Below are 25,058 nucleotides of genomic sequence, written 5' to 3'. Positions count from 1 at the left end.
CGAAGGGTTTATATCGTGTTGTTAATCAAACTTACAAACCTTTTTAGCCAATAAAAAAACATTGCTGGACCTGCACAAAAATCAATTTTTAATTTGTAGGTAATGGAAAGTACCGGGCACTACGGAAATAACAGCGGGGTTTTGCCCGAGATTGGACAATTTGACGACTGCTGTTTTTCGCTGACCAACACCGTTTTCTGAACTGTGGGTATGAAAAACATAAAACAGCTCGCCGTTTTTTGTGGTAAATAAGTCGCCGTGCCCGCTGCCATTCTGCCCGGTATTTTTCCTGCTCAGTATCGGGTTTCCCATATATTTAGTCCATGGCCCGGTTGGACTGGCAGACGTAGCATATCCCACCGCGTAATCAATGTTCCTGAAATCGTTAGCAGAATAAAATAAGTAATATAGGTTATTGATTTTGGTTACCGTCGGTCCTTCCGCCACAGGCCAGCCGGAAGCTGCAGTATTTTCCCAGCCTTGATCAGCATGGATACACTCCATCAGCGTCGAACTGTCAATATCGCTCAAGTCATCCTTCAACCGTGCCACATAGATACGGTTACCCTTATCTAACCGGACATGATAGAGGTACAACTTTCCATCGGCATCTTTAAAAATAAACGGATCGATCTGCTTCCCAGGTTCTGTGATCGGTTGATGTACGCGTTGTGTAAAAGGCCCAAGTGGACTGTCGCTCACCGCGATGGCAATATGCTCATCGGCGGCGTACGCCATATAATATTTGCCGCGATACTTAAATACTTGCGGAGCCCAGAAGCTTTTCAAACCATAACTATCACTCTTTAACAAAGCTGGTTTATCCTCTCGCTTCCAATTTTCGAGGTCATTTGATGTGTAAACCGCAAAACCATCCGGGCTGCCCGTACCATAAAGATAATAGGTGCGGTTGTCATAAAATATAGTTGGGTCGGCCAGCCTGATCGTATCCATCCGACTTTGCGCGTTAGCGGCACTGACTGCTGTCATCAGCAAAAACATGAGCAGTTGCTTTTTCATGCTCATCCAATTTTGTAATTACTATCCCAGCTACAAACCTTCTGACTGTACAATGCCTGGTTGGCCAGGTGCACGCTGATGGCGGTACGGGCACCGGTGAATACATTACTGTCGGGTAACTCTTTACGCTTAATTTTTTGATAAAAATCATTAAATGCGTACCAGGTTCCATCCTTCGTGGGTTCGGGTAAAATGGACGTCCCTCCTTCTTTGTTCCAGACGATGCGTGTTGCACCAGTAACGCCGTCAACCGTTCCCTTTTCACTAAGGAGCTTTTTTTCCGGGTAAAACATTCCCTGGTCTGTGAGCAGAGATACGGTACCCAGTGTACCCTTGATCTTAAAAAGATACCCATCATGTGCATTACCGCACATCGCCCCGAAATTACCTATCATACCCTGGTCAGGGTAGCGCAGCATAAGCTGTACATTATCGTAGGTTTCGCGGCCGTCTTTAAAAACATCAATCCCTCCTGTTGCAAAAAACTCCTGCGGATGGGTATCAAAGGCCCAGTTGATAAAATCTATCTGGTGAGAAAGTAATTCGGCTACCAGCCCGCCCGAATATTCCCGGTACATGCGCCAGTTAATGGCCCGCTCCAGTGCCGGGTTGGGTACCGGGCGCCGCCAGTTGCCATTGCGGTCCCACCGGCAATCTACCTGGGTCACTTTGCCGAGGTATCCCTTCTGGATCATCTCCTTCACCCGGTAATATAAGGGCGAATAGCGGTATTGGTGCCCAACCTGCAAAACCTGTTCATTGCGGCCATGCATCAGGCTCACCAGCTCCAGCGCCTGATCAATGGTATAGGTCATCGTTTTTTCCAGGTATAAATGCCTGCCGGAACGGATCACATCTGCTGCTATCGGGTAATGCAGGTATAAAGGCACGGCTACAATAACCGCATCTACCTCTTTATCATCTAACAGCTTTTTGTAATCGACATAAGTTTTTACGGTACCGGTTTTAACCAGCTTTTGTGCAGCCGTCAGCCTGAAATCGAGCACATCGCACAAAGCGGTTACCCGGAATTGATCAGGCATTCCGTTAAGGATATTCATAATGCCGGTACCGCGATCTCCGCAACCTATCACTGCTATTTTAATGGGCTCCCCGGCGGGCTGCAAAGCACTCAGTTTATTTCCAATCAACAGCCCGCCGCTCAGCAGGCCGGTATTTTTCAGGAACGTTCTTCTTTCCATCTATTCAGTTTTGTGTTGATATCCCTTAAAAAAAGCACTTACAGTATCTGCGATACGACCATCGGGTCGCCGGTAAACCATGTAAGCGCCCATATCTTTCCGTTTTGCTAAAAAAGCCAGGCTGCGCTGCAAACCCATGGCCATAAAACCATTATCATACCCATCGGCGGTGATTGCGTCCCTGGCGTACACCGTCACACTTATCATTTCGTTTTGTACAGGATAACCCGTGAGCGGATCCATCAGGTGCGATACTTGTTTGCCCCCGGACTCATGGTGTTTGCGGTAATTGCCCGAAGTGGTGATGGCACCGTCGCCCGGCTCAATCACCTGTCGCATGGGCGCAGGGTCCAGGTCATCGCCGCTGATTCCCTCAATGCCAACCCGGAATGGCTCATTGCCGGGTTTATGGCCTTTAATGCGCAGTTCGCCACCCAGTTCAATCAAATAGTCGTGAATATGATGCCGCTCCAGCAAATCGGCCAGCAGATCAACCGAATACCCCTGGGCTATACCATTCAAATCCAGTTGTACACCGGGCACCGTCTTATATAAAAAATTCCCTTTCAGCCTTATTTTATTTGCACCCACCTGGCGCAGCATTTTTTTCACATCTTCCCTACCGGGTTCGTGGTCGGCTTTAAAAACGCCGAAGCCCCAGGCGTCAACCAGCGGTTTTACTGTGGGGTCTACCAGCCCGCCGGTAGCGTGACTTATCTGCAGGGCGCGGCTAACCAGCACACGAAAAATATCATCCACACGGATGCCTTTTGGCGAGCGGTTAAACCTGCAGATAAGTGATTGAGGCAGGTAAAGCGATACCGATTTATCAAACCGTTGCAACAAACTGTCCGTTTGCTGCTGGCTAACCAGACTATCAGCTGCATAATAAACAATGCTGTAGGTAGTACCCTGGGCATAACCTTTTATCGCAAAAAGGCGCAACGATGGTTGTTTCCCGAAAGCACAACACAGCAACGCCAAAACAACAATACCAGGTAGCCAATTATTTTTCATAGGTGCGGGCAAAGTTAAAAATTCCGGTAAAGCCGTTACGAAGGAACCAATGTGTTTTATCCGCAAACCAATTCAATCAATAACTTACCGATCGAGAATTTTTCTTTCCTTCTTTGAATAAATTATTTCGAAAATTTCTCGGCTATCATATCAAGCTCTTTTGCACCGATAGTCTGCCCGCCATTCTCAATCACAATCCTATACCTAAAAGTCACCGACTCCCCTTTATTCAGATGCAAATTTTTTGCCGATTTACCATTGGTAAAAATCTTTTCGCCCAGGGGATTCGCGGCAAATAACCCATAGCCCCTCGCATGCCAAAAAGTAGGATAATTGGGGTTTTGAGGATGATCTATAATGGCAATACTTACCGAATCGGCCCCCATTTTACCGTAAACTTTGCACCATACACCGCGTGTGCTCCAGGCATCGTTGCCGGTTTTGCCGGCGCTGGTCAGATAATTTCCATTGGCTACCTTATCGGTACCAGCCTTCACTATGGTTACGTTGCCTTTGTCGTCGGTAAATTTTTGGTCTTCGGTGGCGGGCATTTGCAGGTCATGTGCCAGCCGCAAGCCAAGCAGGCCGTCTTTAGCATCCGTAAAAGTTGCGTCTACTACAGCCTTTAAAGTTGTAATACGATCAACGATGCGCTGGTTACCTGTCCCGCTGAATTCAAACCTTGTGGTTTCTTCTAAAATAACGTCTTTTTGTTGGTTTGTCCAGTTTGCATGGTATGCTAATACGCCGGTTGCACCGCTTTTGGTTTCCAACACCTTGTCGGTACGGATCCAGCCATACAAATTCTTTTTGTCTTGATGGATGGCGTAAGAGTTATTCCAAAAATCAAGCCCATTCAGGTTTTCAAAATTAAACCAAAGGCCAATATGATGCGGATGATCTGTTGGGTCGCCTGGTTTAGGATCCAGCGGGAAACCACGGGTTACAACAGTGCCATTTGCTGCACGCAAGGGATATAGCACCGGTTTTTCTAGGCTATCGGGGTACAGGAAACTTGTAAACGGCTTACCGCCGATAAACACATCTACCTTACGCTCATTTTTTGACGCAACAACCTTTACCTGTTCGCTTTTTTGGGCGGCCGCGCTTGCGGCAAAGGCTATTGAGACTATTATTAAACTTGTTTTTTTAAAGCTTTTCATGGTAATTGCTGGTCAATATTTAAAAACCTTACCATTTGTCATTACTTCCTGGGTGCTTTCATCAAACGTGGCCTTAACACCCGTGTGTACGGCGGCATTGGTCATGATATTAGCTATAGAGTGACTGTACCCCGCTTCAACCGGCGCATTGGGCTGCTTACGGCTGCGCACGCATTCCATCCAGTTGCGTACATGGTTTGAGGTAAGCACATCGCCGCCGGTGTTGGCCGATGCCACAACCTGCTGTGTATTTGCAAGGCTGATTTCGGGCAGCAGGTTGGCTTTCATGCCCATGGCTGCGGCCATTTTTTCTGTAAGTCCGCCATCCGGCGATACCTTATTGGTAATCAGGTTCAGTTCGCCTCCGTTGGAGTAGTATATCTCGGCGGGGTGTTCATCCCCGTTATGCATGCGTGAGCCAAAGGTTACCTGGAAACCGGTTGAAGGATCATCCAATGGGCCATAATCAAAGGCAGCCAAAATAGTATCCCAGTTACGGCGGCCATCCTTCCACATATAAATACCCCCATTGGCAACCACGCTGCGCGGATGTTTTAGCCCTGTAAACCAATGTACAGTATCAATCTGGTGACTCATCCACTGGCCGGCTAAGCCGGATGAATAGGGCCAAAACAAACGATACTCCAAATATTTGCGTGGGTCGAAGGCCTCGTATGGCCGGTTCATAATAAAACGTTTCCAATCGGTATCTTCCTCTTTTAACTTACTCAGCAATTCTGGGCGGCGCCAGCGGCCTGGCTGGTTAACATTCCAGGTAAGCTCAACCATGGTAATAGGGCCAAACTTGCCCGAGCGGATAAAATCATTGGCAGCGTGGTAATTATCCCCGCTCCTGCGCTGCGATCCTATCTGCACTATTTTTCCGGATTCCTTAACGGCTTTTAACGCTGCGCGGTTATCCTCCATTGTTTCGGCAAAAGGCTTTTCAACATAGGCGTCACAGCCTGCTTTTACCGCTTCAATGGCGTGGCGGGCATGCTGAAAATCGGCGGTGCTGATAAATACCGCATCAACCGTTTTGCTATCATACAACTCCTCGTTGTTGCGGTATGCCTTTACATCATGCTGCATTTTTTCTTTCCAGGTAGCAGCCCCTTCCTCTCGCCGGTATTTCCAGATGTCGGATACGCCAACCACTTCGAAGTTAAGTTCTTTACAATGATTCATAAAGCTGGGGATGTGCGAGCTTTTATGCCTGTCGGAAAAGCCGACAACACCCACCCGAACGCGGTCATTAGCACCAATAATACGTTTGTAGCTTTTGGCACTCCATGCATTTTTAGTGATCAATACACCTGTCCCGGCTATCGCGGCCTGTTTTATAAACGTACGACGAGAGTTTTCCATGCTGTTAGGTTTACTTGTTTTTATAGTGTAGATGAAAATTGGTTTAAACAGCGGCCTATGGCACCGCTATCATCAAATATCGAAGAAATCAGGTAAAAACCAGTATCCTGTTTGTAAGAAGCTTATTACAGTGTAAACAAAGTATGTTAACGTATAGCTGCTTAAATGGTTAGCGTTTGATAACATCCCATGATTTTACGATATAGTATCCCCAAAGCCCCTTACTTAACGTAATTTCTATTTTATAATCGGAAGGTTTTACTTTATCATACCGATACGGGTTTGAATAACCGATATCCAAAGCTTCAATGTTATTTTCAAATTCAAAATACACCTTTGGTTTTTTGCCGGTCCAGAATTGGGTTACCTTGCAATATATTTTTTCTGTTGGATTGTTAGCAGCTTTCTGCTTATTCAGGTAATCCCAGGCAACATCGGCCACAAACCCGAAACTTAAATAAGAAAAAAGTAAACCCTGAACCAGGTAAAAACCAACAACAAACAGCTTCGATAAAAAACCTTTGCCGCCCCTATAAGCGTCCAATAGAAAAGCGCGCCGATAAATACCGAGGACAATAACTCCCGTTAGCGTAGGCAAAGCCAAAACAAATAAACTATATCGGCAATCATGCCCTATCGTTTTCGGTTTTATAAAAATATCATATAGCACAAAAACTATCATCAACGCAGTCACTATCCTATAATGTAAATTATCGGTCTTTTTTTTTGCGGTAATTGTTGGTATCTGTTTGGGTATCTTCATCGTTTGGGGGCATGGTTAACGTTTTTGGCCGCTTTCAAAGTCAAATCAACACAAGTGATCAAAAAACCTTGTACACTTGCCCGGTCTGCGCTCCCAGAACACTTTTAACGTAAGCCTGCGCAACCCGCGCCATAGTTACCGGGATGTGGCCGGGGAAGTACGGAAAATAACCGGGCGAATCTTCTACAACACCCGGGCTTATGGTATTTATGCGTACACCGTTTTCCAGTTCAATAGCAGCTGCTTTTACAAAAGCTTCAAGCGCACCGTTTACCGCACTTAAATTAGATCCTAATACGATAGGATCCTCACTCAAAATACCCGATGTTAAAGTAAAAGATCCTTTGGGATTGATAAAATGCTGACCCATTAAAACCAGGTTTACCTGCCCCATAAGTTTGCTGTTAATCCCTTTCATAAAATCGGCATACGTCATAGCTGTTAGCGGCCCAAAATGGCCATGGCCGGTTGTGCTTACCAAGGCGTCGAACTTGCCCGCCTGCTCATAAAATTTTCCGATAGATTCGGGCGAGTTGATATCAACCTGTATGTCGCCGCTTTTGGAACCGGCAGTTATTATTTCGTGATTGCTTTTTAAAGCTGCGGTAACGTGTTTGCCAAGTGTGCCACTGGCGCCCACAATGATTATTTTCATGATGATATTGTTTTGATATGTTAAAGATGATGAATATTTATGGCTGTAAACGATATTACAATTGTAAAATCCAAGGCAAACGCATCTAAATATTTAGCGATGATGATTTGTCATTTAATAATAGCTAACGAAGTAAGCTTATAGCGTCGGGAAGATATAAGCATCAAACGATACCTTGCTTTTATTGGCTGATAGTGGTTAAACGATCCAAGCATCAAAGGGACTTGTATTGGCCGACAACGGGCACAAATATTTGGATGCGCCTAACTTGTGAGATCAATTTAGTGTTAACTATGCTAAATCATAAAATATTGATTATTATGTATTTATAAAAAATATATTTAAAATGTGTTAAGTTATGTTAACCCAATTTAGATGCGTTTGCCCTGTTGTAAAATCTATCTCATTTCAGCACGTTCTTAAAAAAGAATATATTTACGTTTAAACGTGCACCTCCTTATGAAAAAACTGTTACTGCTTACAATCCTTTTAGCACCTGCAATAGTATTTGCTCAAAATGCCGACTCAACCTGGTTTGTAAATAATTATATCAAAAAAGAAGTTCAGATCCCGATGCGCGATGGGATAAAGCTTTTTACATCTGTTTATCAGCCCAAAGACCAGGCTGAAAAGCACCCGATCCTGATAACCCGCACCCCATATTCCTGTGCGCCGTATGGCAAAGATTACCGTGGATACTGGCGAAATTTCATGATCAAATATTGCAGGGAAGGCTATATCATGGTGATCCAGGATATCAGGGGGCGCTGGATGAGCGAAGGGACATTCGAAGTGGTACGTCCTTTCAATCCCAATAAAAAAACAAATAAAGATATTGATGAGGCCAGCGATAGCTATGATACTATAGACTGGCTTGTTAAAAACCTGGATAACAACAATGGTAAGGTTGGTGTAACCGGGATTTCGTTCCCCGGATTTTATGCAACTGAAGCAGCCTTAAGCGGCCATCCGGCGTTGAAGGCTGTTAGCCCGCAGGCACCGGTTACCGATAGGTTTTTTGGCGATGACGACCACCATAACGGCGTTTTATTTTTGATGGACGCATTTGATTTTCATGTAGGTTACGGTTTTAGCCAGCCACGCCCCCATCCTACCATATTGCCTGCAAAAACGTATCCCATAAATGGCCCTGATAACTATGCATGGTACTTAAAAACGGGAGCATTACCCAACTTTACCAAAGCATCGGGCGACAGCCTTAAATTTTGGAGCGATATGATGGTTCATCCCAACCTTGATGCATGGTGGAAAGCCCGCGATACGCGCTCGGGGATCAAAAACGTAAAGCCTGCCATGTTGGTTGTGGGTGGATTATTTGATGCCGAGGATGGCTACGGGGCGTGGAATACCTACCAGGCCTTAGTGAAGCAAAGCCCGGCAACCAAAAGTAATTTGGTAGTAGGTCCCTGGTTTCACGGGCAATGGGCAAGCAAAGATGGTACTCACTTAGGCAACATCCAGTTTGGCAGCAAAACCAACGAGTGGTACCAGGAAAACATCGAAATCCCCTTCTTCAATTACTATTTAAAGGGGAAAGGCTCGATAGATACGCTTAGTAAAGCAACTATATTTTTTTCGGGGGAAAATAAATGGCGGAAGTTACCTCAATGGCCACCTGCTGATGCGGTGCCTACGCCGATTTATTTGGAACAAAACGGGAAGTTATCCTTTAATAGCCCAACAAATACCAAAAATACCTTTGACAGCTATACGAGCGACCCGGCCAAACCGGTTCCCTATGCCGAAAAGGTGCACGAATACCGCACACGCGAATACATGACCGACGACCAGCGTTTTGCCGCCCGCCGCACTGATGTTTTAACGTACAGTACCGATACATTAACTAATGATATCACGCTTGGCGGCCCGGTAACTGCCGACCTGACCGTTAGTATTTCAAATACCGATGCCGATTTTGTAGTAAAAATCATAGATGTTTTCCCCGATAATACACCAGCTAACCCGGTTACCAAATATCCTATGGGCGGCTACCAAATGCTGGTACGGGCCGAAATTATGCGCGGTAGGTACCGTAATAGCTTCCAGGCACCCGAAGCATTTGTGCCTGGATTGCCTACACAGGTAAAATTCCAGGTGCCCGACGTTGCCCATACTTTTAAAAAGGGTCACAAAATAATGATCCAGGTACAAAGCAGCTGGTTTCCTTTAGCCGACAGAAATCCGCAGCAATTTGTGGATATATATCATGCAAAGGACAGCGATTTTGTGAAAGAAACCATCAATGTTTACCATGCTAAATCGAAGATAATTTTGCCGGTGATAAAATAGTGGTTATTGAGCCAGCAAAATAATTTCGTTCAATAACCTACGTAGATACCCCGGCACCTGCAACAACCTGCTCCCATACCATGAAAACATTTCGCCGTCAACCAAAACAGCTTTTGCTTTTGGCACCAATTGTTTAAACTCGTGGACATGTTTTTGTTTGAACGGATATGGCTCGGATGATAAAAATATCACGTTGGGATTAGCGGCAGCTAAGTCATCCGGAGACACTTCAGGGTATCGTTCTGATTCGAAAGTATTGGTTAAGCCACACTTTTGCAGCAGGCTATCAATGTACGTTTGCCTGCCAGCAACCATATACGGGTTTTTCCATATAAAGTAGGCTACAGTGATATTCAAAGGGGGGAATATATAGGTATCAAAACGGTGTCTGATTTCGAGATTTAAAGCGTAGGCCTCCTGCCCCTTGCCAACAATATCACCAACACCCTCGATCATGGTTAAGGCAGTCTCCAGGTCATATATATCACTTACCCAAACAGGACAAACATCCATGAGCTCTTCAACCTGGCCGCGATCGTTCTCTTCCTTGTTAGCGATAATTAAATCGGGGCGCAGGGATTTTATCAGTTCAATATTTAGCTGCTTGGTGCCCCCTACTTTGGCTATTTCTTTAACTTTTGCCTCCGGGTGAATGCAAAATTTGGTAATACCAACAATTTCAACATTCAAACCAAAATAAAACAAAAGCTCGGTTTGCGAGGGTACTACAGAAACAATGCGTTTTGGTATAGACGGCAGATTAATAACGCGGTTTAACTGATCGCGAAACACCGCCATGTTAGAAAGCGTTCTTTTCTCCCCTTAAAGCATTCCAAAACGTTAAGAAAACTATTTTCATATCCAACAGGAATGACCAATTCTCCAGGTACCAAACATCAGCTTCAACACGTTCAAGCATAGCTTGTGTTGTTTGGGTTTCGCCCCTTAAACCATTAATTTGGGCCCATCCTGTAATTCCTGGTTTTAAAAAGTGCCTTACCATAAACGTATCAATAAGCTGCGAATATTGCTGTGTATGGCTAATCATGTGCGGCCGTGGCCCCACTACAGACATGTTACCTAAAATCACATTAAAAAACTGGGGAAGTTCGTCAAGGCTGGTTTTACGAATAAAGGCCCCTGTTTTCGTGATACGGGAGTCACCACGGGTTGCCTGCTTTTTATCAGAGTCCTTGTTTACCCGCATGCTACGGAATTTGTAACATTTAAATGGTTTGTTATCCCTTCCCGAACGTTCCTGTACAAAAAATACCGGACCTCTTGATTCAAGTTTGATCAGGATAGCCAGGATTGGGAATAACCAGCTGAACACGAAAAGAATAATAAATAAAGAAAACACCACGTCAAACAGTCGCTTTATAAACCTGTTGAGCATATTTTCTAATGGCTCGGGCCTTACAGATATAACGGGAATATGACCAAAACTTTGAATGAAAGTTGGTTTTTTCGCATAATCATAATACTCTGGAATAAACTTAAACCTGATGAGGTTTTTATCAGCATCAAGCATTAGCCGCTCAATTGTTGCCGCTTCAGAATTGGGCAGGGTACAAAAAATTTCGTCTACTTTATTATTCAATACATAGCTTATGCAATCATTAGTACCACCCAAATAGAGGTGTTTATCATTTACGAGTTCGGGATTATCATCAAAAAAGCCCACCAGGCTGTAGCCACGCTCTGGGTTTTGTTTAAAAAAACCGTACAGATCTGCACCTATCCTGCCACCACCAATAATAATAACGGCACGGGTATCAATCAGCGATGCCCTGTCGCTTTTACGTATCGTAAGGAATATCAGTTTCCACAAGCCAAGTAAAAATCCAAATAATGCAAGTGAATAAAACAGGTATTCGCGTGTAATAAAATAGGCTTTTGTACCTATAAGTATAATTATAGTAAAGCAAATAAAACTTACAAACAGAAGGTATGTTTTTATTACTCCGCGATAAGTTTTGATAGAATCTTTATTCAAAACATGTTCATACAAGCCGGTAATATTGGCTGATAACAACCATATCAAATTAAACACCAAAACAATGGGTAAATATTTCCTGTTGTTTATCCAAAAAATGTATGACCTATCTTCGATAAAGTAAGAAATTACCATGCTCATATTAAGTATAATATAATCGATGGTAAGGTTCACCGCTTTAATAAAAGTAGCGTATCTGTGAATCATGTATTAGAGCTTGTTGAAGTATATAACACCCGCTAAAATTAGCATATTTATTTATAAATAACAATGTGATAATTGAAAGTACAATTGATTACAAATGTGTTATTTCATATGTACCAAAATTAAAAATTAAGAAATTGACACCAAATCAAATATAAAATTACAGTAAGTTTTTACAACCATTTTGTGTGAAAAAAATACAAATTAAATTACAACCGGCCATCAACCATGTTTTTATCCAGTATACCCTTTATATCATATATAACCGATGCAGCCCCTCTTTTTAACTGCTTATAATCAAGGCTGAAAAACTCCCTGTGCGATACTGCTACAATAATAGCATCGTACCCACCTTTCAATTTTTCAAATGCGTTAATGGTTTTAACGCCGTACTCCAGTTCAACCTCCGATGGATCGGCCCAGGGGTCGTAAATCTCATAGCATGCTTCAAACTCACTTAAAACCTTTACAATGTCAATTACCCGGGTATTACGTACATCGGGGCAGTTTTCTTTAAAAGTAAAACCGAGTACAAGCACATTTGAGTTTTTTACCGGAATATCTTTCTTAACCATAAGCTTAATTACCTCCAGAGCTACATATGTGCCCATGCCATCATTTAGCCTGCGGCCAGCCAGTATAATCTCGGGATGGTAACCTACCTCCTGGGCTTTTTGGGCAAGGTAATACGGATCAACCCCGGTGCAATGGCCGCCAACAAGTCCCGGTTTAAAATTCAAAAAATTCCACTTGGTACCGGCCGCTTCTAAAACTGCATGAGTATCAATACCCATGATCTGGAAAATTTTTGCCAGTTCATTTACAAACGCGATATTAATGTCGCGCTGGGAGTTTTCAATTACTTTACAAGCTTCGGCAACTTTTATACTTGGCGCCTTATGCGTCCCCGCTGTAACTATAGTTTGATAAAGTTTATCGATAAAATCGGCAGCTTCGGGCGTCGAGCCTGAGGTCACCTTCAATATATTGGTAAGTGTATGTACTTTGTCTCCCGGGTTAATCCGCTCGGGCGAATACCCCGCAAAAAAATCAATATTAAACCTAAGCCTGGATACCCGTTCAAGTATCGGCACACACACATCTTCGGTAACTCCGGGATAAACAGTTGACTCGTAAATCACTACATCGCCAATCTTAAGTACAGACGCAACTGATTCGCTTGCTTTTTTTATTAGCTCAAGATCAGGACGATTGTGCTGATCGGTAGGTGTTGGCACCGAAACTATAAATACATTGCAATCAGCTATATCCTCAACCTCCGATGTAAATACAAGTTTGCCACTGTCATTGCCAAGCAAAACTGATTTTAACACCTCGGAATTGGTTTCCAAGGTACGGTCATGGGCCTTATTAAGCTCATCAACCCTTGTTTTTTTTATATCAAACCCTTTTACCAGAAATTTTTTTGCAAACTCAACCGCGAGCGGCAATCCTACGTAACCTAACCCTATTATTGCAATGCGGGCAGTTTCCGGAGCTTTAAATTGTTGCAGAATCTGATTTGACGGATGATCAAACATTTTTAAACAGGGGTAGATATTTGCAAATATATATTATTTTTTGAGTTGGATAAACCACTTTACTGACTATAGATCTGGTATACGCCGTTGACCGACCTGTTAGATGCCGAGCCGACGAGTAACGTGGTGATTTTTTTTTCAATCATCAATTGTTCGGCATAACCCGCAAATTCCTCGCCATCAATAATTAGTGGGTTAACTGTCATTATTTCCAAAACACTTAATGTAGATGGATCAGGGTGCTTTAATAAAGCGCGTCGTAAATCGCCGTCGGTAATAATTCCTTTAATATTATCGGCCTGCCCAACAATAACCATTCCCAATCGCCCTGCCGACATACTAAGCAATAACTCTGTAAACGACGCATCTTCACCTATAAAAGGTAACTTATCTGTACGCATGATATCTTTTACCTTTACCAATAATTTGCGGCCAAGGCTGCCACCAGGATGAAAACGGGCAAAATCGTGCTGCTTAAACCCCCGGGACTCCATTAATGCGATGGCAAGCGCATCTCCCATAACCAGCGCAGCTGTGGTTGACGATGTTGGCGCCAATTCCAGCGGACAAGCCTCACGGGAGATTTTTATATTTAAATGATGATGACTGTTTTTAGCAACGGTAGAGGTTGAATTGCCGGTAACGCCTATAACCAGGTTATTATTCCATTTTAAAAAGGGGATTATGCGTAACACTTCATCAGTTTCGCCCGAATACGAAATCAGCATAACAGCGTCATTAGTACCAACCATCCCAAGATCGCCATGAAATGCCTCACCGGGATGCAGGAAAAAGCTTGGAGTACCGGTACTGGCAAGTGTAGCTGCAATTTTTTTTCCTATCAATCCGGATTTACCTATGCCAATAACTACTACCTTACCTGTACAATTCAATACAGCCTCGACGGTTTTAGTAAATTCATCGTCAATTAATTTCGCTACATGTTGCAGCGATTCTATCTCGATAGCAAAAACTCTTTTAGCAATATCCTTCATTAATGTTATACGTATTACGTTTTACGTTTTTAATGATAATTCACGTACTACTTGCAACGTAATACGTAAAACCCAACACTATACAAGCGAAGCTATCAGGGCATCCAAATCATGAAGCTTCAGCATGTTGGGGCCGTCGCTCAAGGCGTTATCCGGATCAGGGTGGGTTTCAATAAAATAACCATCCGCCCCAAATGCTTTTGCGGCAAGGGCCATCATAGGCACAAAAGTGCGATCGCCGCCTGTTTTACCGCCCGCGCCGCCTGGCCGTTGAACCGAATGGGTACAGTCCATGCAAACGGGATGGCCAAAAGCCTTCATATCGTAAATATTCCTGAAATCAACAGCAAGATTATTGTAACCATACATATTGCCACGCTCGGTAAGTACTACTTTGGTGTTGCCAGCCTCCAATACCTTTTGGGCGGGATAAAACATATCGGCCCCCGACAGGAATTGTGCCTTCTTTACATTAACTATTTTGCCGGTTTCGGCGGCGGCAACCAATAGGTCGGTTTGCCGACATAAAAACGCCGGAATCTGCAGCACATCAACCACCTCTGCGGCTATCGCCGCCTGGAAAGGTTCATGAATATCGGTGATAACAGGCAAGCCGAATTTCTCTTTCACATTTTGAAGCATCTCCATTCCTTTCCCTATCCCAGGGCCACGGTAAGAGTGGATGGATGTACGGTTGGCTTTATCAAAAGAAGATTTAAAAATCACAGGCACGTTATATTTTTGGCCAACTTCGGCAACCTTTTCGGCAACTGTGTATAACAACTCTTGGTTTTCCATTACACACGGACCCAATATAAAAAACGGCTTCTGCCGCATCTGCTCAAATAACATATTATGTAGGTTATGTGGCAAAGATAGTGATAAGCACGAATTTCACGAATGAAACTGATTGGTACTAAAAACGGGGAGAGCTGTGCAGTATTCTACGAATGAGCTAACTAACACAAAAAACGCTGGCAAGCAGGTGTAATAGAAAAGCGGTAACAAATTAAAATTCGTGTAATTCGACATAATTGGTGAAATTCGTGTTTATGAATTATTTTGAATTTTATGGCATACCCGAATCATTTGATATTGAAGCGGCCAAACTCAAAAAGAAATTTTATGAGCTAAGCAAACTGTATCATCCCGATTTTTATGCAGGCGAAGATGAGGCAAAACAACAGGAAATACTGGAATTATCTACCCTAAATAACAAGGCTTACCAGGTATTAAATGACCCGGCACGCAGAATGGAATACATTTTAAAGCTCCATAACCTGGTTTCTGAGGGCGCAAAACCACAATTACCGGCTGATTTTTTGATGGAAATGATGGATATTAATGAAAGATTGATGGAAGTTGATAACAGCACAGAATTGGCATCAATAACCGCGGAAGTGCTTGCTTTTGAGGCTGATATTAACGAAAACCTTCACGAACTAACAACGGATTATACACAGCTTGACCATACTGCGCAGGAAGAAAGAAGGATAAAAATTGCAAATATTTACTACAGACAAAAATATCTGTTGCGAATTAAAGAGAGTTTAGATACATTTGCAGCCCGCCTGTAAAAGATCGCTGATTAGATTTACAGAGTATGCCCAGCTGGCGGAATTGGTAGACGCGCTGGTCTCAAACACCTGTGGGAAACCGTGCCGGTTCGACTCCGGCGCTGGGTACTAACCGGATTCAGGTTAGAAATTTGAAAGGGTTGCTTGTAAAAAGCAACCCTTTTTCATTGTTTTTCAGTATATTATCTTAGGATCAAGCAGAATAGTTGAGGGGATGAATAAAAAAAAGTTTGGGATCAAGCAGAATAGTTGAGGGGGTGGATAAATAGTTAAGCATATAATTTAGCAAGCCTGAATTTTTGGCTCCATCCAAACCCGCTCAAGGTAAATCCCTGGTGCTTAGTGACCTTCATTTAACTCACCATAATCCTATTTTATGAATCATTTAACTTCTAAATCTTGGATTACCTTCGTATAAAGCTTTCTAATTGGTGAAAGTATTCCACTAGGGGAACAGAGCCATCCTGATTTCTCCGGATGACTCTGTTCGTTTATACCTCCTATTATCAAATTTAAAATCCGCAGAAAAAAAATAAAAACTTTAAAATATTATTGCCTGGTAATCGTCTGCATAAACATGTACGGAACTTTATTAGCATTACACTCACTCACCCGCTGGTTGGTATTGAGCACCCTCCTGTTCGCCATTTTTGGGGCTTATCGTGGCTGGTTATTGCAAAAGCCTTATCTGAAATTCGATAACATAGTAAGGCATACCATAGCAACAGTAGCACATATTCAGTTAATATTGGGAATTTGGCTATATTGCATCAGCCCTGTTGTGGCTTATTTTTTACATCACTTTGGCACTGCAGTACATGAACGGGCCATTCGTTTTTTTGGCATGGAACACATCACCATGATGCTGATCGGGATAACCCTCATTACCATTGGCTCGGCCAGAAGCAAACGACAGCTTAACGACCAGCAAAAATTTAAAACAATGGCAATTTGGTTTACAGTAGCCCTGGTGGTAATATTAAGTTCAATACCATGGTCGTTTTCGCCGCTCATCAGCCGGCCAAATTTCCGGCCATTCTAAAAAAAACTGTTAATGTGATTGCCGAATGATACTTACAAAGTATGCAAAGCACTACTTTGCATCGCAAATTAAAGGTTTCAGCGAACTGCTTCTCACCATTCATATCTATATTGCTGATTTAAACAAGTAGTTTTTCCCGAATCTATCCAACAAAAAAGTCCGGTTTACCGCTAATATCCCCGTCTTTACCGTTAAGCACCCCCGGTTTACCTTTTTTGCTTTGCCATCGTTCGGCCATCCATCTACTTTTGTTTAAAATGATTTTAAGCGTCAATCGTCTATACTACTATGGAAAATAATTATTTCATGTTGAACCCGACACCTGCTCCCCCAGACAAAGAGCAGGAACTTGCCATCCTGTTTCTCGATATCAGGAACTTCACCGGTTTAATGGAAGCACAGTCTGGCAAAACCGTTATTCAAATTGTGCGCCGTTTGTTCACCGCCTTTAACCAAATCATCAAAAAATTTGAAGGTAAGGTGGTAGAGATAGCGGGAGATAGTTTATATGCCGTGTTTGGCTTACAAACCGGGTTGAAAGAATCTGTAAATAATGCCTACCAGGCCGCCAAAGTAATGTTCCAAACGGTTAGCCTGTACAACGAAGCTTATGACGAACCTTATTATGGAGGCCCGCTCGAGATTGGTGTAGGCCTGCATGCCGGAAAAGTTTTTGTTGACGAGTTTGGGCTGGACAACGCTCCGCAATTATCCGTAATGGGCCTCCCCGTAAACGTTGCATCCAGGCTACAGGCCAAAACTAAAGAGTTGAATAACGACATGATTATTTCCGAGCATGCCTACCAGTTGTTGGCAGGTGGCGGGGCCATCGCCCATTATCAAACCGTGCAGTTGCAGGGGATTAGTGGTGGTCAGCAGGTTCGCCTGGCCGGGAAACCATATAGTAACCGCAATCAACTAAATCTGGACTATTTATTGGCTATTTCCGGGTAACACCTAAGAGCGGCTGACCAACCAGGTGCATTTTTGCTGAATTTACCGTAATTGCTCCACGCGCAAATCCCCAATAGTTATTTCCCAACCTTTCGGACTGATCCTTTTTTATTTGACTAACCAGGATCAACCTAAAAAGAAAAAGTCCTTAAATCATCAGATTTAAAGACTTTTTTAATCGATTGGTATCGCTTTTGTCGGGATGGCAGGATTCGAACCTGCGGCCTCCACATCCCAAATGTGGCGCGATACCGGGCTACGCTACATCCCGTTCCCGATTGGGTTGGCGAAGGTAAATTTTTTTAATTAAATAATCAACCATTCCCGTTAAAAATGTTCGATATAAATATAACCCTCTAAATTACAACCATTAAAAATCCCCAGGCGGCAGTTAATAAATGATTATACGCCCTTTAAAAAACAGGGATGGTTTGAATAGTTTATTGTTAACTCATAACAGCGCGGAAACATCGGATCAGGAAGTTTTCCGGCAACATCTTAATCAATGGTAGTAAATCAAAAAAGCCTTTAAATCATAGATTTAAAGGCTTTTTAATATTGGTTGATATCGCTTTTAGTCGCCCTGCCTGTACAAATTTCGAACCTTTTCCTCCATGACTTGAGGTTACTGGCTAATTTGACATTGTAAGAAATATAACAAGTTTAAACAACCAGGGCCTATGATAACTGAAAAAGCTGCATAACTGCCGGATCACTTAGAATATGCCGGGATTTAATTTCATTATCTTTTTGGGTTTCATAAGGTTGCTGAGTAAATAAGTACAAATATGGATTTGTAATCAGGTAATCTATCTCCCGGTTTTTACTTTCGACAACGGATTCTATAGAGTCGGTGAATTGACGGTAAAATTGTATGGTTTCAGGCGACACAATGCCGTCCTGAATATATCCTTTGGTTTTCTTTTGACAGCGACAAGGAGCCGCAACATTTATTAACCCGCACTTATCCTGCATAAAGGTGAATAAATCGCCCTTAGCACGTTGCAGTTGTTTCCTGAAATTCTCCGGCGTCACTTCAAGAATTTCGGCCGCTATACTGGATTTCAAATTGAAGATTGCACCAAGTATGAAAACCATGCGTTGTTGTCTGTCCAGGCAAATCAGCGCCCCTGTCAGGCATTTATTACGTGTCCAGTCGATTAACTTTTCATTGTCCGCCTGCTCTTGCGGTGTCATTCCCTCATCGTTATACGCGGTATCCAGAAAATCGCCGTATTCTTCAAAGGATACAACTGATTTTTCTACTTTCTTTCTCTTAGTATCGATGAACTGATTATAGACTATGCGGTACAACCAGGTGCGGAAACTGCTGTTACCATTGAACTTGTCTAACTTCGACACCAGCGAAATTAAAACTTCCTGTGTAAGGTCAGCGGCTTCATCCCTGTCACCTACAAATTTTAAAGCAAGATTATAAATAAATCGTTGATGACGATTTATCAATTTATTTAATGCGCCTTTAGACCCTTCAAAAGACTCTTTGATTAACTCAAGGTCATCATCTTCTTTATATGATTTGCTAAAAGGTGTCATAATAATTCCCTGAGGGTTAATTTAAATTACGTTTTAAAAGGCCAATATTTTTTTTTACAAATATATACAACCCTGAAAATAACAGTCAAGGAAAGTTCCTACGCTTAAATTAATGACAATTAATTAACTGACAATACGTCAACGGGCGAAGCGTACTCCCGGGCACTACAACTCCAATTGCGTTCGGGTTGCCGTTTTTTTATAAGCTGAAAAAAAAGTTTGTCACAGAATTTAGAAACTACGTCAAAGGGTAAATTTTAAAAAAATAAAAACATGAAAAATCAAGATTTAAACGGGAAATTAGCCCTGGTGATCGGTGGAACCAGTGGGATGGGAAAAGCAACAGCATCATTGCTTGCTGAAAGCGGCGCAAGCGTTATTGTAGCCAGTAAAACAAAAGATTCAGTTATAGCAACAGTAAATGATCTTTCTAACAACAATCCTGAAATCACGGTTACAGGTAAAGTTGTTGACATTACCAACATTGAAAGTGTAACGGCATTCATTGCCGAAATCGAAAAGGAAAGCAAAATTGATTACCTGGTAAACGCATCAGGTATCTTTAGGCCGAAACCTTTTTTGGAAACAACCCCAGATGAGTACGCTGCGCTGCTGGATATCAACACAGGTTTCTACTTTATCTCACAGGCGGTAGCCAAGAAAATGAAAGAAAACGGTGGCGGCGCTATTGTAAACATTGGTTCTTACTGGTCAGAAAATGTTGTAAAGGGCATGCCGACTTCAGCTTATTCAATAGCCAAAGCAGGTTTGCACGCGTTAACCAAACACCTTGCAGTTGAGTTGGCGCCTGAAAATATCAGGGTAAACGCTATCGCTCCCGGTCTTTTTGTGACCAATGTGTTGAACGATGTTGTGGGTGTTGAAAAGGTTGAAGAAACCTACAACAGCCTGTTAGGTCTCAACCCACTCGGTAAAAACGGCAAGCCTGAACAAGCGGCAAGCGCGATTGTATTCCTTTTGTCTGACGAAAGTGCATTTACAACCGGAGCTATTTTAGCAGTAGATGGTGGCATGTCAACAGGTCGCGGTTGATCACAGTTACTGAAATCAGCGTTTTTCGGTTATCTCTTAAGTTATGCTAATAACATCGGGTTTCTTGAGAAGATGGAATTAAACTAATATTTCCAGCAAGACATAACAGGATTTGAATCGAAACTACATCGATTTAACTTTTAATAAGTCTTTATTAAATCAAAAAACGCCCTCAGAATAACCTGAAGGCGTTTTTGCGTTAGCTGTCGGGATGGCAGGATTCGAACCTGCGGCCTCCACATCCCAAATGTGGCGCGATACCGGGCTACGCTACATCCCGTTCCCGATTGGGTTGGCAAAAGTAGGATTTTTAATCAAGTTGCAAAACTTTTTTTAAATTAAATTTCAAGCAATATTATAACCTCTTCATTAGCGCACATTTGACGTTAAATATTCTTTTATTATATAGTATTTGCAGCTACCGAAGTTAGTTTATAACCTGCAAGTCATCAACTACAGCCGTGCTTCTATTAATTCAGCTTGCTCGATTTATTCATCAATGCGGCAGAAACCCCTAAGCAAATTAAAATACCAATAACCAACCCACCGAACAGTCTGCCCGAGAAAGCAAACAGGTTACTTGCCATATCAAAATAATTAATGTAAACAATCCCTGCCAAACAGGCAAACAGCCCGCCGATAAGCAAAATCCTAAAGCTTTGAAACAAGGCGTCGAAAAAGCCAATCTCGCCTTGCTTATCATCATCACGATAGCGCTTCACCCCAAAATAAACACCGCAAAAGGGTATCAGTAATGATAAATACTCAACCGGGCTTACGTGGTTGCCAGTGCTGTTATACCCAAACGACCGCATGATGAACAACCAGGTACCGCTAAGGATACCCAGGATTAAACCTGTTACAAATGCATTTTTCATAATTTAGGATGGCATATGATAATACCTGATATAAATATGCAAAATTTTCACTTGTTTATCAGCAAATAATGTCTTTTTATTAGCCCTAACTCAGCATAACAATTGCGGTTGATTAGCAACCCTCTCCCCTAACTACAACCAAACCCTACTGAACAGCGCCCATCCAAAATATTGCAATAAAAAAGCCGCTAATTTTAGCGGCCGATATTTTCAATCCTGATTCTTGGTTCTTGACTCTTAATTCTTGCCTCTTCTTCTCCGTTCTTTCACTATTAAGCTCAGTTCACGGCTCATTTGGCCCGCTATGGCGGTATTTTCCTGCGCGCGGCGAAACAGGTATGGCAGCACGGCTTTTATTGGCCCGTAGGGCACGTATTTGGCCACATTGTATTGCGCATCGGCCAGGTTAAAGCTCAGGTTGTCGCTCATGCCCAGTAACTGCGAAAAATATACGTGTGGGTGCTTATGGTCGATGCCCTTGTTATCTAAAAGCTCGGCCAGCAGGCGGCAACTTTCTTCGTTGTGGGTGCCCGCAATAAAGGCTATTTCGTTAATATGGCTGGTACAATAATCCAATGCCGAGTCATAATCAAGGTCGGTTGATTTTTTATCGGGCTGAATGGGCGAATTATAACCCATTTCCAGGGCACGCTTACGCTCTTTTTCCATGTAAGCGCCGCGCACAATCTTTGCACCTAATATAAAACCTTCGCCCTTCGCAATCTCGTGGTCGTTTAATATCGATGCCAGTTTATCATGGCGGTACATTTGGTAAGTGTTATAAACAATGGGCTGTTTGGTGTTAAACTGCGTCATCATAGTTAAAGCCAGCAAGTCGATAGTTTCCTGTATCCAGCTTTCTTCGGCGTCAATCATCACAGGCACATTGCTTTTGTAGGCCTTATCGCAAATAGCCAATACCCGGCTTTGCACCCTTTGCCATTCGCTTTCCTCATCGGGCGTAAGTGGCAGGCGGGCATCCAGCTTCTCTAACAAAGCAAAGCGGCCAACGCCGGTTATCTTAAATACGGTTAACGGTATAGCTTTATCTTTTGAAGCCCGTACAATCGTGCGGATGATCTCGTCCCTGGTGCTATCAAAAACGACTTCATCGTCCTCCCCTTCTATCGAATAGTCTAAAATAGTACCTACGCCGCCGCTATCCAGGTTTTTGATGGTATTATCGCACCCGGTAATGGTTTCGCCGCCGCAAAAGTGTTTAAATATAGTAGCCTTAATAATGCCTTTAATCGGCAGGCCTATTTTAATGGCAAAGTTGGTTACCGGGGGGCCTATCTTTACCAAAAAATTAACATTGATGATCCTGAATAACCAATAAGCCCGGTTAAGATCTGCATTAGATGAATGACGAAAAGCTATTTCTGTATTTTCAAAAGAGGGCTTACCGTGTTTAGAATTATTATTAGTTTCATTAGAAAGCATCCGCAAAATTATAAAATTGATAACTCATTATTCCATGAATAGTTTATTTTTGCCCACCATGATTGAATTTAAGTTAAACGGCGACTTTATCCCGATGATACAACTACTAAAAGCAGCAGGCCTGGTACCCACCGGAGGCGAGGCGCAAATAGTTGTAAGTGAGGGGGAAGTAAGCTATAACGGACAGGTTGATTACCGCAAACGCCTTAAAGTAAAACGAGGCGACCTGGTTGAATTCAGAGGAAATAAAATCATGGTTATTTAAATTATGGACACCATTCAGAGCGATAATTACCCCATTTTTTTTGAAAACAGCATAGATGAACTGGCCAACTTTGTAAAACAAGGCCGCTACTCGCGTTTTTTTATTTTAACCGACGAAAATACCGCACAACATTGCCTGCCCCTGGTAAAAAGCAAAATAGAAGACCAGGACAATTTTGACATTATTGAAATAAACGCCGGCGAAGAAAGCAAGGATATTGATTTTTGCATCGGCATCTGGAAAATGCTGATAGATTTTGGGGCCGACCGTAAAAGCTTGCTTATTAACCTTGGCGGCGGCGTTATCAGCGACCTTGGCGGCTTTGCTGCGTCCACATTTAAGCGTGGGATTGATTTTGTACACGTACCTACTACCTTGTTATCGCAGGTTGATGCATCAGTAGGCGGTAAAACCGGGATTGATATCGATAGCATCAAAAACATCATAGGTACCTTTACCCAACCCAAGGCTGTATTTATTGAATTGGGATTTTTAGATACCCTGCCTGCAAAACAAATCCTATCGGGCCTGGCCGAAATGCTGAAACATGGCCTCATTCAGGATGCTAATTACTGGAACCAGTTAAAAAACAGCGACCTGAGCAAACCATCTGCCGAACTGGTACATCGGTCCGTCGCCATAAAAAATAAAATCACCGTGGAGGATCCGCATGAAAAAGGTATCCGCAAGGCTTTAAACTTCGGGCACACCATCGGTCACGCAGTTGAAACCTACTCATTGATTAATGATAAAGATCATTTATCGCATGGCGAGGCTATTGCCATAGGCATGATCTGCGAATCGTACCTGGCCCACAAAAAAACAGGCCTGCCTGCCGAAGAGTTAAAAGAGATAACAGATACACTGAATAATCTTTATCCACGTTATACCATCCACGAATCAAGCTTCGATACGTTATTCGAGTACATGAAAAAGGACAAGAAGAACCAAAGCGGAAATATAAATTGCACCCTGCTGACCAACATTGGTCAATGTAATATTGATAATATCTGCACAGAAGCCGAACTTTGCGAGAGTTTATTGTATTATATTAATTTGTAAATGCATCACTTAGACAAAACGGAAATAAGCGCCATTGTAATACTTTGCCTTTTGGTGATTTTAACCCTTGTAGAAATGGGTTTAAGTTATTGGGAAGACAGGCATTATTACGAAACACGCGATACTTTTACCAATGTTTATCTTACCTCGCTTGCCGTTGTAACCAACCTGATAGTAAAAGGCAGCACATTTATTATCCTGAGTTTCACTTACAGGTACAGGTTGTTTCAAATCCATAACGTTTGGTTATACTGGTTTGTACTGATTGTTGCACAGGATTTTTTGTATTGGCTGCTACATTACATTGGCCACTATTGCCGCCTTTTTTGGGCTATACACGTAACCCACCATTCGTCAGAACATTTCAACTTCACTACCGGTTTCCGTTCAACTGTATTTGAGCCATTGTATAGGGTGTTTTTTTACTTACCCCTTGCCCTGTTTGGCTTTAGCGCATTAGATATTTTATACGCATACCTGGTTACCCAGTTTTATGGCAACCTGGTACATACACAATATAAAATCCCGTTACCAAAATGGTATGGCTGGATTTTTGTAACACCGGCACATCACCGTGTGCACCACGCATCAAACATCCCCTATCTTGATAAAAACATGGGCATGGTATTAATTTTATGGGACAGAATGTTTGGCACCTTCCGCGACGAGGATTTGCCCGAGCCTGTTAAATATGGTATTACCAAACAACCCGATGATATGGGTCCGGTAAATGTTATATTTCACGAATGGAAAGCGCTGATACACGATGTTAAGCACGCGCCAGGCGTTAAAAACAAGCTTGGTTATTTATTTAACCCGCCTGGCTGGAGTCATGACGGCAGTACACAAACTGCAAGGGTAATGCAGCGGGAGTATGAAATTCAGCACATTTCGCCCCTCATCGAACAAAAGCAAACAGCTTAATTTAATTGCAAACCTCATAGGTGTCGATGCTTTATTTTAAATTTGAATTATAAGCAAACAAGCATCGCCCTA

General features: G+C 42.7%; 23 protein-coding genes and 3 tRNA genes. 9 read left to right on the top strand and 17 right to left on the bottom strand.

The features are described 5' to 3' along the window. Nucleotides 1-81: 81 nt before the first annotated feature. From FSB76_RS29905 to FSB76_RS29875, 7 genes are all read right to left on the bottom strand, one after another. Entirely contained in the window at nucleotides 82-1,020 is a 939-nt protein-coding gene (locus tag FSB76_RS29905; protein WP_225976349.1) for a glycoside hydrolase family 43 protein, read from the bottom strand. Nucleotides 1,021-1,022: 2 nt separating this feature from the next. Further along, nucleotides 1,023-2,222: a Gfo/Idh/MocA family protein gene (locus tag FSB76_RS29900; protein ID WP_147060064.1), complete on the bottom strand. Its 1,200-nt coding sequence runs from the start codon at nucleotides 2,220-2,222 to the stop codon at nucleotides 1,023-1,025. Further along, nucleotides 2,223-3,239 carry an FAD:protein FMN transferase gene (locus FSB76_RS29895; RefSeq protein WP_147060061.1) on the bottom strand — a complete coding sequence of 339 codons (1,017 nt, stop codon included), beginning with the start codon at nucleotides 3,237-3,239 and terminating at the stop codon, nucleotides 2,223-2,225. Nucleotides 3,240-3,361: 122 nt separating this feature from the next. Beyond that, a complete protein-coding gene (locus FSB76_RS29890; protein ID WP_147060059.1) occupies nucleotides 3,362-4,402 on the bottom strand; it encodes a DUF6807 domain-containing protein in 1,041 nt (346 codons plus the stop codon). Between the two features lie 12 nt (nucleotides 4,403-4,414). Continuing rightward, nucleotides 4,415-5,770 carry a Gfo/Idh/MocA family protein gene (locus FSB76_RS29885; RefSeq protein ID WP_147060057.1) on the bottom strand — a complete coding sequence of 452 codons (1,356 nt, stop codon included), beginning with the start codon at nucleotides 5,768-5,770 and terminating at the stop codon, nucleotides 4,415-4,417. Between the two features lie 169 nt (nucleotides 5,771-5,939). Next, the gene (locus FSB76_RS32585) at nucleotides 5,940-6,533 is read right to left on the bottom strand and encodes a hypothetical protein (RefSeq protein WP_147060055.1); all 594 of its coding nucleotides are present in this window, start codon (nucleotides 6,531-6,533) and stop codon (nucleotides 5,940-5,942) included. A 58-nt stretch (nucleotides 6,534-6,591) separates the two neighbouring features. Then, on the bottom strand, nucleotides 6,592-7,188 hold the full coding sequence (locus FSB76_RS29875; RefSeq protein ID WP_147060054.1) for a short chain dehydrogenase: 597 nt from the start codon (nucleotides 7,186-7,188) through the stop codon (nucleotides 6,592-6,594). 459 nt (nucleotides 7,189-7,647) lie between these two features. On the opposite strand from FSB76_RS29875, the gene FSB76_RS29870 reads away from it, so the two are divergent. Next, complete coding sequence (locus FSB76_RS29870) at nucleotides 7,648-9,498, top strand: CocE/NonD family hydrolase (protein WP_147060051.1); 1,851 nt, start codon at nucleotides 7,648-7,650, stop codon at nucleotides 9,496-9,498. 3 nt (nucleotides 9,499-9,501) lie between these two features. On the opposite strand, the gene FSB76_RS29865 is transcribed toward FSB76_RS29870, so the two are convergent. The 5 genes from FSB76_RS29865 to kdsA form a co-directional block, all read right to left on the bottom strand. Next, entirely contained in the window at nucleotides 9,502-10,296 is a 795-nt protein-coding gene (locus FSB76_RS29865) for an ABC transporter substrate-binding protein (RefSeq protein ID WP_147060049.1), read from the bottom strand. A 1-nt stretch (nucleotide 10,297) separates the two neighbouring features. Continuing rightward, nucleotides 10,298-11,701, bottom strand: a complete 1,404-nt coding sequence (locus FSB76_RS29860; RefSeq protein ID WP_147060047.1) for an undecaprenyl-phosphate glucose phosphotransferase — start codon at nucleotides 11,699-11,701, stop codon at nucleotides 10,298-10,300. Nucleotides 11,702-11,907: 206 nt separating this feature from the next. Continuing rightward, the gene (locus FSB76_RS29855) at nucleotides 11,908-13,239 is read right to left on the bottom strand and encodes a nucleotide sugar dehydrogenase (RefSeq protein WP_147060045.1); all 1,332 of its coding nucleotides are present in this window, start codon (nucleotides 13,237-13,239) and stop codon (nucleotides 11,908-11,910) included. A gap of 59 nt (nucleotides 13,240-13,298) precedes the next feature. Beyond that, nucleotides 13,299-14,234, bottom strand: coding sequence for a KpsF/GutQ family sugar-phosphate isomerase (locus FSB76_RS29850; RefSeq protein WP_147060042.1), 936 nt, complete (start codon nucleotides 14,232-14,234; stop codon nucleotides 13,299-13,301). Nucleotides 14,235-14,312: 78 nt separating this feature from the next. Further along, entirely contained in the window at nucleotides 14,313-15,071 is a 759-nt protein-coding gene (gene kdsA, locus FSB76_RS29845) for a 3-deoxy-8-phosphooctulonate synthase (RefSeq protein WP_317131376.1), read from the bottom strand. Between the two features lie 215 nt (nucleotides 15,072-15,286). On the opposite strand from kdsA, the gene hscB reads away from it, so the two are divergent. The 4 genes from hscB to FSB76_RS29825 all read left to right on the top strand — a co-directional run bounded on the left by hscB (nucleotide 15,287) and on the right by FSB76_RS29825 (nucleotide 17,807). Continuing rightward, nucleotides 15,287-15,811: a Fe-S protein assembly co-chaperone HscB gene (hscB, locus tag FSB76_RS29840; protein WP_147060038.1), complete on the top strand. Its 525-nt coding sequence runs from the start codon at nucleotides 15,287-15,289 to the stop codon at nucleotides 15,809-15,811. Nucleotides 15,812-15,839: 28 nt separating this feature from the next. Next, nucleotides 15,840-15,919, top strand: a tRNA-Leu gene (locus FSB76_RS29835). Between the two features lie 469 nt (nucleotides 15,920-16,388). Beyond that, nucleotides 16,389-16,853, top strand: coding sequence for a hypothetical protein (locus FSB76_RS29830; protein WP_147060036.1), 465 nt, complete (start codon nucleotides 16,389-16,391; stop codon nucleotides 16,851-16,853). A 288-nt stretch (nucleotides 16,854-17,141) separates the two neighbouring features. Next, entirely contained in the window at nucleotides 17,142-17,807 is a 666-nt protein-coding gene (locus FSB76_RS29825; protein ID WP_147060034.1) for an adenylate/guanylate cyclase domain-containing protein, read from the top strand. Nucleotides 17,808-18,004: 197 nt separating this feature from the next. Here the strand turns inward: FSB76_RS29825 and FSB76_RS29820 are convergent. Both FSB76_RS29820 and FSB76_RS29815 read right to left on the bottom strand, forming a co-directional pair. Next, a tRNA-Pro gene (locus tag FSB76_RS29820) sits at nucleotides 18,005-18,078 on the bottom strand. Nucleotides 18,079-18,485: 407 nt separating this feature from the next. Then, nucleotides 18,486-19,361: an RNA polymerase sigma factor gene (locus FSB76_RS29815; RefSeq protein WP_147060032.1), complete on the bottom strand. Its 876-nt coding sequence runs from the start codon at nucleotides 19,359-19,361 to the stop codon at nucleotides 18,486-18,488. Between the two features lie 273 nt (nucleotides 19,362-19,634). Between FSB76_RS29815 and FSB76_RS29810 the strand changes: the two genes are divergently transcribed. Then, nucleotides 19,635-20,414, top strand: coding sequence for an SDR family NAD(P)-dependent oxidoreductase (locus tag FSB76_RS29810; RefSeq protein WP_147060031.1), 780 nt, complete (start codon nucleotides 19,635-19,637; stop codon nucleotides 20,412-20,414). A 206-nt stretch (nucleotides 20,415-20,620) separates the two neighbouring features. Here FSB76_RS29810 and FSB76_RS29805 read toward each other — a convergent pair. The 3 genes from FSB76_RS29805 to FSB76_RS29795 form a co-directional block, all read right to left on the bottom strand. Then, a tRNA-Pro gene (locus tag FSB76_RS29805) sits at nucleotides 20,621-20,694 on the bottom strand. A gap of 190 nt (nucleotides 20,695-20,884) precedes the next feature. Continuing rightward, the gene (locus FSB76_RS29800; RefSeq protein ID WP_147060029.1) at nucleotides 20,885-21,292 is read right to left on the bottom strand and encodes a DUF4199 domain-containing protein; all 408 of its coding nucleotides are present in this window, start codon (nucleotides 21,290-21,292) and stop codon (nucleotides 20,885-20,887) included. Nucleotides 21,293-21,529: 237 nt separating this feature from the next. Further along, nucleotides 21,530-22,735, bottom strand: a complete 1,206-nt coding sequence (locus tag FSB76_RS29795) for a proline dehydrogenase family protein (protein ID WP_147060027.1) — start codon at nucleotides 22,733-22,735, stop codon at nucleotides 21,530-21,532. 58 nt (nucleotides 22,736-22,793) lie between these two features. On the opposite strand from FSB76_RS29795, the gene FSB76_RS29790 reads away from it, so the two are divergent. Genes FSB76_RS29790 through FSB76_RS29780 form a run of 3 tightly spaced genes read left to right on the top strand, consistent with a single transcriptional unit; the run spans nucleotide 22,794 to nucleotide 24,986 of the window. Then, nucleotides 22,794-23,000, top strand: a complete 207-nt coding sequence (locus FSB76_RS29790) for an RNA-binding S4 domain-containing protein (protein WP_090650080.1) — start codon at nucleotides 22,794-22,796, stop codon at nucleotides 22,998-23,000. 3 nt (nucleotides 23,001-23,003) lie between these two features. Then, complete coding sequence (gene aroB / locus FSB76_RS29785) at nucleotides 23,004-24,062, top strand: 3-dehydroquinate synthase (protein WP_147060025.1); 1,059 nt, start codon at nucleotides 23,004-23,006, stop codon at nucleotides 24,060-24,062. After that, nucleotides 24,063-24,986 carry a sterol desaturase family protein gene (locus tag FSB76_RS29780; protein WP_147060023.1) on the top strand — a complete coding sequence of 308 codons (924 nt, stop codon included), beginning with the start codon at nucleotides 24,063-24,065 and terminating at the stop codon, nucleotides 24,984-24,986. It begins immediately after the preceding gene. Nucleotides 24,987-25,058 lie beyond the last annotated feature (72 nt).

It is taken from the genome of Mucilaginibacter ginsenosidivorax (genome assembly GCF_007971525.1).
GTDB lineage: Bacteria > Bacteroidota > Bacteroidia > Sphingobacteriales > Sphingobacteriaceae > Mucilaginibacter > Mucilaginibacter ginsenosidivorax.
This window is presented reverse-complemented; position numbering and strand designations above follow the sequence as displayed.

Coding starts and splice junctions, on each gene's coding strand:
- FSB76_RS29905 (WP_225976349.1), bottom strand. CDS start 1,020: ATGAAAAAGCAACTGCTCATGTTTTTGCTGATGACAGCAGTCAGTGCC.
- FSB76_RS29900 (WP_147060064.1), bottom strand. CDS start 2,222: ATGGAAAGAAGAACGTTCCTGAAAAATACCGGCCTGCTGAGCGGCGGG.
- FSB76_RS29895 (WP_147060061.1), bottom strand. CDS start 3,239: ATGAAAAATAATTGGCTACCTGGTATTGTTGTTTTGGCGTTGCTGTGT.
- FSB76_RS29890 (WP_147060059.1), bottom strand. CDS start 4,402: ATGAAAAGCTTTAAAAAAACAAGTTTAATAATAGTCTCAATAGCCTTT.
- FSB76_RS29885 (WP_147060057.1), bottom strand. CDS start 5,770: ATGGAAAACTCTCGTCGTACGTTTATAAAACAGGCCGCGATAGCCGGG.
- FSB76_RS32585 (WP_147060055.1), bottom strand. CDS start 6,533: ATGAAGATACCCAAACAGATACCAACAATTACCGCAAAAAAAAAGACC.
- FSB76_RS29875 (WP_147060054.1), bottom strand. CDS start 7,188: ATGAAAATAATCATTGTGGGCGCCAGTGGCACACTTGGCAAACACGTT.
- FSB76_RS29870 (WP_147060051.1), top strand. CDS start 7,648: ATGAAAAAACTGTTACTGCTTACAATCCTTTTAGCACCTGCAATAGTA.
- FSB76_RS29865 (WP_147060049.1), bottom strand. CDS start 10,296: ATGGCGGTGTTTCGCGATCAGTTAAACCGCGTTATTAATCTGCCGTCT.
- FSB76_RS29860 (WP_147060047.1), bottom strand. CDS start 11,701: ATGATTCACAGATACGCTACTTTTATTAAAGCGGTGAACCTTACCATC.
- FSB76_RS29855 (WP_147060045.1), bottom strand. CDS start 13,239: ATGTTTGATCATCCGTCAAATCAGATTCTGCAACAATTTAAAGCTCCG.
- FSB76_RS29850 (WP_147060042.1), bottom strand. CDS start 14,234: ATGAAGGATATTGCTAAAAGAGTTTTTGCTATCGAGATAGAATCGCTG.
- kdsA (WP_317131376.1), bottom strand. CDS start 15,071: ATGCGGCAGAAGCCGTTTTTTATATTGGGTCCGTGTGTAATGGAAAAC.
- hscB (WP_147060038.1), top strand. CDS start 15,287: ATGAATTATTTTGAATTTTATGGCATACCCGAATCATTTGATATTGAA.
- FSB76_RS29830 (WP_147060036.1), top strand. CDS start 16,389: ATGTACGGAACTTTATTAGCATTACACTCACTCACCCGCTGGTTGGTA.
- FSB76_RS29825 (WP_147060034.1), top strand. CDS start 17,142: ATGGAAAATAATTATTTCATGTTGAACCCGACACCTGCTCCCCCAGAC.
- FSB76_RS29815 (WP_147060032.1), bottom strand. CDS start 19,361: ATGACACCTTTTAGCAAATCATATAAAGAAGATGATGACCTTGAGTTA.
- FSB76_RS29810 (WP_147060031.1), top strand. CDS start 19,635: ATGAAAAATCAAGATTTAAACGGGAAATTAGCCCTGGTGATCGGTGGA.
- FSB76_RS29800 (WP_147060029.1), bottom strand. CDS start 21,292: ATGAAAAATGCATTTGTAACAGGTTTAATCCTGGGTATCCTTAGCGGT.
- FSB76_RS29795 (WP_147060027.1), bottom strand. CDS start 22,735: ATGCTTTCTAATGAAACTAATAATAATTCTAAACACGGTAAGCCCTCT.
- FSB76_RS29790 (WP_090650080.1), top strand. CDS start 22,794: ATGATTGAATTTAAGTTAAACGGCGACTTTATCCCGATGATACAACTA.
- aroB (WP_147060025.1), top strand. CDS start 23,004: ATGGACACCATTCAGAGCGATAATTACCCCATTTTTTTTGAAAACAGC.
- FSB76_RS29780 (WP_147060023.1), top strand. CDS start 24,063: ATGCATCACTTAGACAAAACGGAAATAAGCGCCATTGTAATACTTTGC.